Source organism: Rhizobium lentis (genome assembly GCF_017352135.1).
In the GTDB taxonomy this organism is placed as follows: Bacteria; Pseudomonadota; Alphaproteobacteria; order Rhizobiales; family Rhizobiaceae; genus Rhizobium; species Rhizobium lentis.
Genome location: NZ_CP071454.1, coordinates 1,984,125 through 1,996,843, shown reverse-complemented (window position 1 = coordinate 1,996,843; position 12,719 = coordinate 1,984,125). Strand labels below are relative to the sequence as shown.

9 protein-coding genes are annotated in these 12,719 nt (G+C 61.8%); 7 read left to right on the top strand and 2 right to left on the bottom strand.

Annotated elements, in window-relative coordinates; translation table 11 throughout:
* Positions 1-13 precede the first annotated feature (13 nt).
* The 7 genes from phnC (at position 14) to phnN (ending at position 6,793) form a co-directional block, all read left to right on the top strand.
* Positions 14-856: a phosphonate ABC transporter ATP-binding protein gene (phnC, locus tag J0663_RS09485; protein ID WP_207244468.1), complete on the top strand. Its 843-nt coding sequence runs from the start codon at positions 14-16 to the stop codon at positions 854-856.
* 68 nt (positions 857-924) lie between these two features.
* Positions 925-1,836: a phosphonate ABC transporter substrate-binding protein gene (phnD, locus tag J0663_RS09480; protein WP_207244136.1), complete on the top strand. Its 912-nt coding sequence runs from the start codon at positions 925-927 to the stop codon at positions 1,834-1,836.
* A gap of 68 nt (positions 1,837-1,904) precedes the next feature.
* Positions 1,905-2,885, top strand: coding sequence for a phosphonate ABC transporter, permease protein PhnE (gene phnE / locus J0663_RS09475; RefSeq protein ID WP_207244135.1), 981 nt, complete (start codon positions 1,905-1,907; stop codon positions 2,883-2,885).
* Positions 2,885-4,237 (top strand): phosphonate ABC transporter, permease protein PhnE, encoded by a 1,353-nt coding sequence (phnE, locus tag J0663_RS09470; RefSeq protein ID WP_207244134.1) that lies wholly within the window; start codon positions 2,885-2,887, stop codon positions 4,235-4,237. The genes phnE (J0663_RS09475) and phnE (J0663_RS09470) overlap by 1 nt, the downstream gene beginning before the upstream one ends.
* Positions 4,238-4,354: 117 nt before the next feature.
* A complete protein-coding gene (locus tag J0663_RS09465) occupies positions 4,355-5,050 on the top strand; it encodes a DUF1045 domain-containing protein (protein ID WP_207244133.1) in 696 nt (231 codons plus the stop codon).
* 13 nt (positions 5,051-5,063) lie between these two features.
* The gene (locus J0663_RS09460; protein WP_207244132.1) at positions 5,064-6,203 is read left to right on the top strand and encodes an alpha-D-ribose 1-methylphosphonate 5-triphosphate diphosphatase; all 1,140 of its coding nucleotides are present in this window, start codon (positions 5,064-5,066) and stop codon (positions 6,201-6,203) included.
* The gene (gene phnN, locus J0663_RS09455) at positions 6,200-6,793 is read left to right on the top strand and encodes a phosphonate metabolism protein/1,5-bisphosphokinase (PRPP-forming) PhnN (protein ID WP_207244131.1); all 594 of its coding nucleotides are present in this window, start codon (positions 6,200-6,202) and stop codon (positions 6,791-6,793) included. The genes J0663_RS09460 and phnN overlap by 4 nt, the downstream gene beginning before the upstream one ends.
* Positions 6,794-6,903: 110 nt before the next feature.
* On the opposite strand, the gene J0663_RS09450 is transcribed toward phnN, so the two are convergent.
* Both J0663_RS09450 and polA read right to left on the bottom strand, forming a co-directional pair.
* Positions 6,904-9,189 (bottom strand): DNA translocase FtsK, encoded by a 2,286-nt coding sequence (locus J0663_RS09450; RefSeq protein ID WP_207244130.1) that lies wholly within the window; start codon positions 9,187-9,189, stop codon positions 6,904-6,906.
* A gap of 169 nt (positions 9,190-9,358) precedes the next feature.
* The gene (gene polA / locus J0663_RS09445) at positions 9,359-12,358 is read right to left on the bottom strand and encodes a DNA polymerase I (protein ID WP_207244129.1); all 3,000 of its coding nucleotides are present in this window, start codon (positions 12,356-12,358) and stop codon (positions 9,359-9,361) included.
* Between the last annotated feature and the right edge of the window lie 361 nt (positions 12,359-12,719).

Below are 12,719 nucleotides of genomic sequence, written 5' to 3'. Positions count from 1 at the left end.
AGGAAAAAGCATGATGTTCGAGCTGAAGGATGTCACACGTCGTTTCGCAAACAAGCTCGCCGTCGACTCCGTCACGCTCAGCATTCCCCAGGGCCAGATGGTCGGCATCATCGGCCGCTCCGGCGCCGGCAAGTCGACGCTCCTGCGCATGATCAACCGCCTGCAGGAGCCGAGCTCCGGCTCCATTCATTTCGCCGGCGTCGAAGTCTCCGCGCTTCGCGGCCGGACCTTGCGCAACTGGCAGCGCGACTGCGCGATGATCTTCCAGCAGTTCAATCTGGTGCCGCGCCTGGACGTTCTGACCAATGTCATGCTCGGTCGCCTCAATCACCGCTCGACGCTTCTGAGCCTGCTCAATATCTTCACGCGCGAGGAGCGCGTGCACGCGATCGCAGCGCTCGAACGCCTCGGCATCGAGCAGACGGCGCTGCAGGCGGCCGGCACGCTTTCCGGCGGCCAGCAGCAGCGCGTAGCCATTGCCCGCGCGCTGATGCAGAACCCGAAGATGGTGCTCGCCGACGAGCCGATCGCCTCGCTCGATCCGCTGAACGCCAAGATCGTCATGGATGCGCTACGCGATATCAACGAGCGCGAGGGTATTACCGTCATCACCAACCTGCACACGCTCGATACCGCCCGCAACTATTGTGAGCGCATCGTCGGCATGGCCGGCGGCCGCGTCGTCTTCGACGGAAAGCCCTCTGAGCTGACGGCCGAAGCAGTGAAGGCAATCTATGGCACCGACAAGGACGGCGCCGGCATCGACGAAACGATGACCTCGACCAGTCTCGAATCCGCGCGCCGTGCCGAGAACCAATCATCCGGCATGACGGCCAAAGCAGCCGCTATGCATTGACCGTTTCCGGCCGACGGGACAAGGGCCGGAGAACCAACCGACAAACCACGTCACAAAAGGAGACTTCCATGTCTGCATTCCGCAAGATTTTGATGGCAACCATTGCCGTTGCCGCCCTGGCCGGCAATGCCGCCGCACAGGAGGTCAAGGTCCTCCGCATTGGTCTCGATGGCGGCGAAAACGAAGCCGACCAGGTTCGTCGTACCGAGTGCGTCAAGCCGGGCCTGATCGCCGCCACCGGCGTTTCCGAGGTGCAGCTCTTCCCGTCGCCGAACTATAACGGTGTCATCCAGGGCCTCCTCGGCGGTACGATCGACCTCGCCGTCATGGGCGCCTCGTCCTACGCCGCAATCTATCTCAAGGATCCGAACGCCGTTACCCCGGTCCTCACAACCAAGCAGGCCGACGGTTCGACCGGCTACTACTCGATCATGGTCGCTCGCAAGGATTCCGGCATCAAGACGCTCGCCGACGCCAAGGGCAAGAAGCTCGGCTTCGCCGATCCGGACTCGACCTCCGGCTATCTTGTTCCCAACGTTGCCCTGCCGAAGGACATTGGTGTTCCCGTCAAGCAGTACTTCTCGGAAACCGGCTTCGGTGGCGGCCACGAGAACCTCGTCCTCGGTGTTCTCGACAAGAAGTTCGACGTCGGCACCACCTTCGGTTCGGCCCAGGGCGATTGGGCGCAGGGCTACACCTCCGGCAACCTGCACCAGATGGTCGCCAAGGGCCTGCTCGACATGGATGATATCGTCCAGGTCTGGAAGTCGCCCCTCATCCCGAATGGCCCACTGATGGTTTCCCAGAAGCTGCCGGCCGATCTCCAGAAGAAGGTTACCGCCTACTTCGCCGAGCTGCCGAAGACAGACAAGAGCTGCTTCGAATCGTTCACCGGCGGCGGCTATGTCGACTGGTCGCCGGTCGACCAGAGCTTCTACCAGACGATCATCGACGCCCGCAAAGCCGTTATCGGCGGCTGATTCTCGGTCTGGCAATCTCGCGGCGGCATCATCATGATGCCGCCAATCTTCCAAAAAGGAAGTCACATATGGATCACTCGGCCGGAGCGGCTCATCTGGATGGACTGCAGGAAAGCTCCCGCACGATCCTCGACCATTACCAAAGCCAGGTTCGGACTCGGCGGATGTACACGGTCGTCTCGATCTCCATCTTCCTGATCATCCTCAGCGCTTCGCTCGATTTTGCCAACAGCGCCAATTCAGGCAAATTCTTCGAGCGTCTTCCCTATTTCTTCGATTTCATGAAGAGTTTTGTGCCGGACAGCCCGCTGGAGATCTTCCGCGCCATGTTCGACCTGCCTTCGCCCTTTTCCGACGGTTCCATAAAATACGACTATACAAGCGACCGCGTCTGGATCACCGACAGTTTCTACATTCCGAATTTCTTCTACCAGCTCGCAATCACGCTGAACATCGCCATCGTCTCCACCATTCTCGGTGCAAGCGGCGCGTTCATGCTCTGCTTTTTCGCTTCCACCAATCTGGTCGGTGCAGGCGTAACACGATGGATCGTGCGGCGCATCATGGAAATTATGCGCGCTTTCCCGGAGATCGTCATTGCCGGTCTTCTCGCGGCGATCCTGTCGATTGGTCCTATCTCGGCGATCATCGCGGTCTGGGTCCACACCGTCGGCGCGTTGGGAAAGCTGTTCTTTGAAGTCGTCGAGAATGCCGACATGAAGGCGGACGAGGGCTTGCGCGCCGTCGGCGCCGGCTGGATCGAGCGGGTGCGCTTCGCCATCCTGCCGCAGGTACTGCCGAATTTTGTCTCCTATACGCTGCTGCGCACCGAGATCAACGTGCGAGCCTCGACCATCATCGGCGCTGTTGGCGGCGGCGGCATAGGCGAGGTCTTCAGCCTTTCGATTGGTCGCGACCATGCCGCCAAGACTTACGCAATCATCATCCTGCTGCTGATCACCGTCATTTGCGTCGACCAGTTCTCCGCCTGGCTGCGCCGCCGACTGATCGGCAAGCAGTCCTTCGAATTCGGCCGGGGAGCGGCGTGATGTCCTCTGTTCTGACGATCGACGCCGCCAAGCGCAACCGCCTGCTGGATACCTATCCCGACGTCTTCCATCGCAGCTTCATGCAGCGCTGGGGCTTCCCCCTCATTTCGGCGGCGGTCCTTGTTTACCTTGCCTTCTGCTTCGCCTTCTTCAACGTCATTCCGACTTTCATGAACGGAAACTGGGATCGCGCGGCAACCTATGTCCAGGATTGGTATTCCTGGCGTGCCCAGCCGCGCTTGCGTTTCCAGAATGATCAGGTCGTTGCGCAATGGACAAGCCGCCGCCAGTATCCCGAAGGCGCTGATATCGACTGGCTGAAGCCAAGCGCCGACGGGAGCAGATACATTGTCACCTTCGGCAGCGACGGCGATCGTCTGGAAGTAGGCCCGAGCCGCGTCGACGTCTATGTCGACGGCAAGCTCTATCCCGTGACCATCACCCGCGACCGCGCCTCCCTGCCCGCAAATGCGCCAGCCCAGATGCAGCAGGACGACAATAAGGTGAATGTCTATTACGGTTTTGCCGGACAGGCAGAAATCCGCACCAGCCAGGTCTATGTGCAGCGCCGCTTCCTCGGCTGGGCGAACTTCTTCTTCGATACGCAATCGCCCTTCTGGGGCCGCAGCCTGCCCGAGATCATCGGCTTGATCTTTTCGGGCGATCGGCTCGATGCGAATCAGTCAAATGCTTCGCTGGCGTTGGACAACTTCCTCAACAACACGAGCTGGCAGCACGGCGACATCCTGTCGAAACTGATGCAGACGCTGGTCATGGCCTTTGTCGGCACGCTGTTCGGCACCCTGGTCGCTTTCCCGCTCGCCTTCATCGCCGCGCGCAACATCATGCGCAACCGCACCGTGAACTGGGGCACGAAACGGCTCTTCGATTTCCTGCGCTCGATCGACATGCTGATCTGGGCATTGTTCTTCACGCGTGCCTTCGGGCCGGGGCCGCTACCGGGAATCGCAGCGATCTTCTTCACCGATACGGGCGCGCTCGGAAAAGTCTACGCGGAAGCGCTGGAGAACATCGACGATAAACAGCGTGAGGGCGTCAAGTCCGTAGGTGCAGCGCCAGTCGCTGTCCAGCGTTTCGGCGTCATCCCACAGGTTCTGCCGGTCTTCATCTCGCAATCGCTCTACTTCTGGGAATCGAATACCCGTTCGGCAACCGTGATCGGCGCCGTCGGTGCGGGCGGCATCGGCCTCAAGCTGTTGGAATCCATGAAGACCAATTCGGACTGGGACAAGGTCGCCTATATGGTGCTTCTGATCCTCCTGGTGGTTTTTGCCTTCGACAATCTCTCGAATGCGCTGCGCTCGCGCGTGATGGGAAAAAAGAGCCACTGACGAGCTGCCGCATCATCATTCTGTCACGGAAATCTTTTAGCCGGGAGCCTGCTTGCGGTTCGCCGCCAAATCACTGCACAGTGCGCTCCCCGTTTCGACGATCCCCAGGATAAAGCCTTGCGCTACGCTCTCTATTTTTCGCCGCCGAAGGATGATCCCCTGACCGGCGCGGCCTCGCTCTGGCTCGGCCGCGATGCCTTCACCGGCGAGACCTATCCTGCACCGGAACATGAGACGCTCAGCGCCGCGGAGCAGTTCGAATTGACCGCCGACCCCCGCCGCTACGGTTTTCACGCCACGATCAAGGCGCCGTTTTCGCTCGCTGCCTCCGTCACCGAGAGGGATCTCATGGCGGTGGCCGAGGAATTTGCCGCGCGCACGCCGGCCTTCGAGATTCCCGAACTCATGCTCGGCCAGCTCGGCCGCTTTTTCGCCCTTGTTCCCAGTTCTGTTCATCAACCTCTTCAGGATTTCGCCGCGAAGGTGGTAAAATCGTTCGAGCCGTTCCGCGCGGCGCTCTCCGAGGCCGATATCGCGCGGCGCAATCCGGAGACGCTCAGCGAAAGGCAGCGCGCCAACCTGCAGCGCTGGGGTTATCCTTATGTCATGGAGGATTTCGGCTTTCACATGACGCTGAGCGGCCAGGTGCCGGAGACACGGGCCGAGGTCATGAAGGCGATCCTGACCGAGCGTTTTGCCGATTTTACCGGCCGGCCGCTTTCCATTTCCAGCCTCGCTGTCTTTATCGAGGAGACGCGCGAGGCTCCGTTCAAAGTTCATTCCTGGCTGCCGCTTGCCGGCGCCAAACGCTGAGAGAGCCGACGACATGAGCAAAGAGACCGTGTTTTCCAACGCCCGCATCGTACTCGAGGACGACATCCTCTCGGGATCGATCCTCATTCGGGACGGCAAGATCGCCGATATCTCTGAGGGCAATTCGGTAGCCGGCGAAGATTTTGAAGGCGATTATGTCATTCCGGGCCTTGTCGAGCTGCACACCGACCACCTCGAAGGCCATTATCAGCCCCGTCCAGGCATCCGTTGGCACAAGACGGCCGCGGTCCAGGCGCATGACGCCCAGATCGTCACCTCCGGCATCACCACGGTTTTCGACTGCCTGCGCATGGGGGCGGACGAGGATGGCGGCTTCGAACATGGCGAGATGCGCGACATGGCTGATGCCATCCAGGCGGCGGAGAAGGAAGGGCGGCTGCGCGCCGAACACCTCATCCATCTGCGCTGCGAGGTCTCGGCCGACAACGTGCTCGAACATTTCGCCGATTTCGAAAACGACCCGCATGTGCGCCTCGTCTCGCTGATGGATCATGCGCCCGGCCAGCGCCAGTTCCAGACGATGGACCAGTATATCTTCTACTACCAGAAGAAGCGGGGCCTGAGCGACGAGGTGTTTGCCCGTTTTGTCGCCAAGCGCCAGGAGGAATCGGCACGCAATTCGACGCCGCATCGCAACGCCATTGCCAAGGTCTGCGCCGAGCGCGGCATCACGGTCGCAAGCCATGACGATGCGACGCTCGCCCACGTCGACGAGGCGATCGACAACGGCGTACGGCTTGCCGAGTTTCCGACCAGCTTCGACGCCGCCCGGGCATCGCACGAACATGGCATGAGCGTGCTGATGGGCGCACCGAACATCGTGCGCGGCAAGTCCCATTCCGGCAACATTGCCGCCCGCGATCTCGCCGAGATGGGCGTGCTCGACGTGCTTTCCTCCGATTACGTTCCGCTCAGCCTGCTGCATGCGCCCTTCATCCTCGCCGACGAGGTGGAGAGCATCACGCTGCCCAAGGCGATCGCCATGGTGACGTCGACGCCCGCCCGTACCGTCAGCCTCGACGATCGCGGCCGGATCGCAACCGGGCTGCGCGCCGATCTCGTCCGCGTTCACCGTTCGCACGGCGTGCCGGTGACACGCTCCGTCTGGCGCCAGGGACGCCGTGTCGCATGACGCACGAACCTCATCCGGGAGCCGGAGCCGAGCGCGGCATCATGGTCGTCGTCGTCGGACCGAGCGGCGCCGGCAAGGACACGCTGATGAACCTTGCTGCCAAGCGCTTTTCCGGGCACGACAACCTGCATTTCATCCGCCGCGTCATTACCCGTCACCGCGATGCCGGCGGCGAGCAGCATCTTTCGGTCTCTCTGGAAGGGTTTGCGGCCATGGAGCAGTCAGGCTCCTTCGCCGTCTGGTGGGAAGCGCACGGCTTGAAATACGGCATTCCGGCCGAGGTGTCCGTTGCTCTCTCCAAGGGTCATGTCGTCGTCGCCAACGGCTCGCGCTCCGCACTTCACCGCTTCCAGGCCGCCTTTCCGCGGCTGAAGGTCATCAATGTCACGGCCCGCCCGGAAGTGCTCGCCAGCCGGCTGGAGGCGCGCGGTCGCGAGACGCATGAGGACATCATGGCCAGGCTTGCCCGCGGCCCGCTGACCGTGCGTGGCGACTATGACGTGACGGAGCTCGACAATAGCGGCTCGCTCGAAGAGGCCGAGCAGAAGATGATCGGCATTCTGAACGGACTGCTGGCCCAGGCTCGGTAGACAAGCGGCCGCAGAAATTTCCGACGCATCGGGAGCGCCCTCACCCTTCCCCTCCCCGAGGGAAAGGGGATGTTGGAGCAAGCGGCATGCGCCCTTTTTCACTCACGCGATTAGTCGCCGTCGCCCCGCCCGGAGACGATCTCGCGCTTGCCGACATGATTGGCCGGGCCGACAAGACCTTCCTTTTCCATGCGCTCGACCAGGGAAGCGGCTCTGTTGTAACCGATGCCGAGGCGGCGCTGGATGTAGGAGGTCGAGCACTTCTTGTCGCGCAGGACGACCTTGACCGCCTGCTCGTAGAGCTCGTTGCCATCTTCGGAGGCCATGGCGCTCTTATCGAAAACGGCGCCGGCATCTTCCTCTTCCGGCTCTTCCTCTTCGTCGGCGGTAACGGTGTCGAGATATTCGGGGCGGCCCTGTGTCTTCAGGTGCGCAACGACTTTCTCCACTTCAGCATCAGAGACGAAGGGGCCGTGGACGCGGGCGATGCGGCCGCCGCCTTGCATATGCAGCATGTCGCCCTGGCCGAGCAGCTGTTCGGCCCCCTGTTCGCCGAGAATGGTGCGGCTGTCGATCTTCGAAGTGACCTGGAAGGAGATGCGGGTCGGGAAGTTTGCCTTGATCGTGCCGGTGATGACATCGACCGAGGGACGCTGGGTCGCCATGATCAGGTGGATGCCGGCGGCGCGCGCCATCTGCGCCAGACGCTGGATCGCACCTTCGATCTCTTTGCCGGCGACCATCATCAGGTCGGCCATTTCGTCGACGATGACGACGATATAGGGCATCGGCGCAAGATCCAGTTCCTGGCTTTCCTCGACCGGCGCACCGGTTCCCTTCTCGAAGCCGGTCTGGACCATGATGTGGATGGTCTCGCCCTTTTCGCGCGCCTGGGAGACGCGGCCATTATAGCCGTCGATGTTGCGCACGCCGAGGCGCGACATCTTGCGGTAACGCTCCTCCATTTCGCGCACGGCCCATTTCAACGCCATCACCGCCTTCTTCGGATCGGTGACGACGGGGGTCAACAGATGCGGGATGCCGTCATAAACGGAGAGTTCGAGCATCTTCGGGTCGACCATGATCAGCCGGCACTGTTCCGGCGTCATGCGGTAGAGCAGCGACAGGATCATGGTGTTGATGGCGACCGATTTGCCCGAGCCGGTGGTGCCGGCGACGAGCAGATGCGGCATTTTCGCGAGCTCGGCGATCACGGGCTCGCCGCCGATCGTCTTGCCGAGGCCAAGCGCCAGTTTATAGCCGCTCTTGTCGAAATCCTGGCTTTCGATCATCTCGCGGAAATAGACCGTTTCACGGGTGACATTCGGCAATTCGATGCCGATGACATTGCGGCCGGGGACGACGGCAACGCGGGCCGAAAGCGCCGACATCGAGCGGGCAATATCGTCGGCCAGGCCGATGACCCGCGACGACTTCACGCCGGGCGCCGGCTCGAATTCGTAGAGGGTGACGACGGGGCCGGGGCGGACATGAATGATCTCGCCCTTAATGCCGAAATCCTCCAGCACGCTTTCCAGCAGGCCGGCATTCTGCTCCAGCGTCTCCTGCGACATGATCTCGCCAAGACGTTCAGGCGGCTCCTGCAAAAGCGCGCGCGGCGGGAATTCATAGCCCGATGCGTCGATCTTTTCGGGCCGCACCGCAAGACGGGGCGACGGCAGGACTGCGGCGACGGGGGGCGTGGGCCTGGGCAGAGGTGCGGCCTGAGGCGACGGGGCGACGGGCGCGGCAACTGCAATCGGCTTTTCCCGCGATATCGCGACCGGCGGGGGCACGGCAGGCCCGGCGGGCGCGTGAAGGGCCGGCTGAACCGGACGGGATGCGGCGGGAGCATGTTTCGGCGCGCCCGGATGCCATTCCATGACACGGAACAAGGATGTGATCGAATCAGGCGCAGCCTCGATCTTCGGCAGGGCGATCGCGGGCGCGCGAACCGGCTCGGCCTCCTCGAAGGCCATGACTTCCCAGAAGGCGAAATCCGAAATCGAGGACAGTTCGGACGCGGCGCGCAAGCTGGGCGCGCCAACTGCATCCGGAAACGCCGGCTGCTGCGGCTCGATCATCGGAGCGGGTGCAGCGACCAGGTCGTCCGGCTCCGGCAGATAGATATCGAAAGGCACGTCGACGGCGACCGGTTCGATTCGTACCGCAAGCTGTGCAATCTGCGAATCGTCGCGAATCGACTCATTCTGCACGCGGCGCCGGCTGATCAGCGTTTCCGGCGTGCGGGTAAAACGCACGTTCGGCGCGAGGGAGAAATTACTCTGCCAGATCGGCGCCGGCGGTCTTTCGCCGACCTCTTCCTCCCGAAGCTCCGTTTCAAGCCCGCTGGAAAATTCTGCGGCATCCGTCAAATTGGTTCTGGGAAAACGCATGCGTCCGATACTCACTCATGCTTGGCAAATTACGACCCTACCGGGATAGAAAAGGAAGGTTAATAAGTTCCTTCCTGCCGTATCGTTCCGACACGGGTCTCGGAGATAAACTTCTGCGATTTCAAGGATTTGTATTAAGCGGAAAAATCTTCGCTTTTTGACGAGGCGCTCAATGCGCCTCGTCCCAATTGGTGGCGGCACGCGCATCGACCTTCAGCGGCACGCGCATTTCGAGCGCCGGCATGGTGGCGTTTTCCATGACCGAGACGATAATTGGCATGGCCTTTTCGACATCCTCATCCTCGACTTCGAAGATGAGTTCGTCGTGCACCTGCAGCAGCATGCGAACACGTTCGGCAAGGCCGGCTTCGGCGAGGGCCGGCTCCATCTTGATCATCGCCCGGCGGATGACGTCGGCCGCTGAGCCCTGGATCGGCGCGTTGATCGCCGCCCGTTCGTTGAAGGCGCGCACCGAGGGATTGGAAGAGCGGATTTCCGGATAGTTGATTCGCCGACCGAAGATTGTTTCGACATAACCCTTGTCGCGCGCCATCGCCTTACGGCTTTCCATATAGTCGCGGATGCCGGGGAACCGCTCGAAATATTTCTTGATATAGTCACCGGCTTCCGAACGCTCGATCGACAGCTGGTTGGCGAGGCCGAAGGCAGAAATGCCGTAGATGATGCCGAAATTGATTGCCTTGGCACGGCGGCGCACCTCGCCCGGCATGCCTTCGACCGGCACACCGAACATTTCCGAGGCCGTCATGGCGTGGATGTCGACCCCATCCTCGAAGGCCTTGGTCAGCTGCGGGATTTCGGCCACGTGGGCAAGCACTCGAAGTTCGATCTGGCTGTAATCGGCGGAAATCAGCTTGTGGCCCGGCGTCGAGATGAAGGCGGTGCGGATCTTGCGGCCTTCTGCCGTGCGTACCGGTATGTTCTGCAGGTTCGGTTCGGAGGAGGACAGGCGTCCCGTGGTCGTCGATGCCAGCGAATAGGAGGTGTGAACCCGCTTTGTCTCCGGGTGGACATAGCCCGGCAGCGCGTCGGTATAGGTGGATTTGAGCTTGGTGAGCTGGCGCCAGTCGACGATCTTGCGCGGCAGCTCGATGCCGGCAGCGGCCAGATCCTCGAGCACCGAAGCGGAGGTGGACCATTGCCCGGTTTTCGTCTTGCTGCCGCCGGGCAGCCCCATCTTTCCGAATAGAATATCGCCGAGCTGCTTGGGCGAACCGATATTGAAACGCTCGCCGGCCAATGTGTAGATCTCGTCTTCCAGGCGTGCGGCACCCTGAGCCAGTTCGCCGGAGAGACGCGACAGGATCTGCCGGTCGACGGTGACGCCGCGCGCTTCCATGCGCGCCAGCACCGGCAGCAGCGGCCGCTCCAGCCGCTCATAGACGCTGGTCAGCCCTGCCGCCGCCAGCCGCGGCTTCAGCACCAGCCAGAGGCGCAGCGTCACGTCGGCGTCTTCGGCGGCGTAATGAGTGGCGCGGTCGATATCGACCAGATCGAAAGTGACATTCGCCTTGCCGCTGCCGGCCACGTCCTTGTAGGGGATCGGCGTATGGCCGAGGAATTTTTCCGAGAGCGGGTCCATGCCGTGAGCGCCGGTGCCGGCGTCAAGCACATAAGAGATCAGCATCGTGTCATCGAAACTTCTGGTCTCGATGCCGAAGCGCTTCATCAGGAGGTAGTCGTATTTCAGGTTCTGGGCGACCTTGAGCACCGATTCGTCTTCCAGCAAGGCCTTCAGCCGCGGCAGCGCATCGCGCATCGGGATCTGGTTTTCGACAAGGCCGCCGCCGAGCAGATCGCCGACGCCGCTCTTGTGGGCAAGCGGCACGTAGGCGGCGCGGATCTTCGTGCCGGTCGGGTCGGCCGTATTATCGGCAATCGCCAGCGCAAAGCCGACAAGCTCGGCCTGCATCGCATCCAGCGACGTGGTCTCGGTATCGAAAGCGACGAGGCCGGTGTCGCGCGCATCGGCGATCCAGCGGTCGAGCGTGGCCAGATCGCGGATCGTTACATAGGCCGAATGATCGAAGGGCAGCGCCGCAAAGGCCTCGGCCCGCGACTTGGCAAGATCGCCAGGCGAAAAGGCGCCTTCGACGCCGGCCTTCGCCTTTGCCCGCGGCGGCACGGGCACCGATTCACCCGAAACGTCGGGGATGGCGCCGGCAACAGGTTCCGGCTCGGCCGCATCGAGGTCGGGACCATGGGCTTTATCACCCCATTCGATGCGGACGACCGCCGGTTCGATGGCGCTCGCATCGCAATCGCAGACTTCGGCGACGCGTCGGGTCAGCGTCGTGAATTCCATCGTCTTCAGGAAGCCGATCAGCTTCGGGCCGTTCTGCGGTTCCAGCAACAGCGCATCGAGATCGAGATCGAGCGGCACGTCGGTGCGCAGCCGCACGAGTTCGCGCGAAAGCCGCGCCATGTCGATATTGGCAAGGATCGTCTCGCGGCGCTTGACCTGCTTGATCTCGGTGGCACGGTCGAGCAGCGTGTCGAGATCGCCATATTCCTCAAGCAGCTGGGCAGCGGTTTTCGGGCCGATGCCGGGAATGCCGGGAACATTGTCGACGGAGTCACCGGTCATCGCCTGCAGGTCGATCATCTTTTCCGGCGGCACGCCCCATTTCTCGACGACGTCGGGAATGCCGATCTGCTTGTCCTTCATGCTGTCATACATGTGGACGTTTGGTGTGACGAGCTGCATCAGATCCTTGTCGGAGGAAACGATGGTGACGTCGGCGCCTGTTGCCTCGGCCTGGCGGGCATAGGTGGCGATGATGTCGTCGGCCTCAAAGCCCTCGGTTTCGATGCAGGGCAGGTTGAAGGCGCGGGTCGCTTCTCTTATGAGGCCGAATTGCGGGATGAGCTCTTCCGGCGGGGCTGAGCGGTTCGCCTTGTAGGCGTCATAAAGATCCTTGCGAAAGGTCTTGGCGGAATAATCGAAGATAACGGCCAGATGGGTCGGGGTGACCCCGACATCGGTATTGCGCGCATCCCTCAAGAGTTTCCACAGCATGTTGCAGAAACCGGAGACGGCGCCGACCGGCAGGCCGTCGGACTTGCGCGTCAGCGGCGGCAATGCGTGAAACGCCCGAAAGATGAATCCGGAACCATCGACTAGGAAGAGGTGATCGCCTTTTTTCATGCGTGCATGGATAGCGCGGGCACGGAACGAGGTCCATACAAAGTTCTGGCGCGCCAAGCGATTGTGGCGTCCCGAGCCGGGCGGCGCCACGCGTCCACTCGCAAGGACGCCGTAGTATTTTGAATCGTCAGATCATTTTGTCCCTGAAGCGATCCCCGCTCACAGAATTAAGGGGAAAGGGAATCCTGCTCACCAAACTGTTACCGATTTGTAACGTTGCGTGACCCTTGAAAAACCACATTCGCAGTTACAAATGCATGTCACCGGCGCTTGATCGCGTCGCGGGTCTGATTACCGGCTTGTCCCCCGCCGCATCAGGCTTGGACAAAGGCCTTATCCCCCTCTCCGGGCCTTTGTCCCC

Excerpts from the sequence above, each read along its gene's own strand:
- phnC (WP_207244468.1), top strand. The coding sequence starts at position 14 with ATGTTCGAGCTGAAGGATGTCACACGTCGTTTCGCAAACAAGCTCGCC.
- phnD (WP_207244136.1), top strand. The coding sequence starts at position 925 with ATGTCTGCATTCCGCAAGATTTTGATGGCAACCATTGCCGTTGCCGCC.
- phnE (WP_207244135.1), top strand. The coding sequence starts at position 1,905 with ATGGATCACTCGGCCGGAGCGGCTCATCTGGATGGACTGCAGGAAAGC.
- phnE (WP_207244134.1), top strand. The coding sequence starts at position 2,885 with ATGTCCTCTGTTCTGACGATCGACGCCGCCAAGCGCAACCGCCTGCTG.
- J0663_RS09460 (WP_207244132.1), top strand. The coding sequence starts at position 5,064 with ATGAGCAAAGAGACCGTGTTTTCCAACGCCCGCATCGTACTCGAGGAC.
- phnN (WP_207244131.1), top strand. The coding sequence starts at position 6,200 with ATGACGCACGAACCTCATCCGGGAGCCGGAGCCGAGCGCGGCATCATG.
- J0663_RS09450 (WP_207244130.1), bottom strand. The coding sequence starts at position 9,189 with ATGCGTTTTCCCAGAACCAATTTGACGGATGCCGCAGAATTTTCCAGC.
- polA (WP_207244129.1), bottom strand. The coding sequence starts at position 12,358 with ATGAAAAAAGGCGATCACCTCTTCCTAGTCGATGGTTCCGGATTCATC.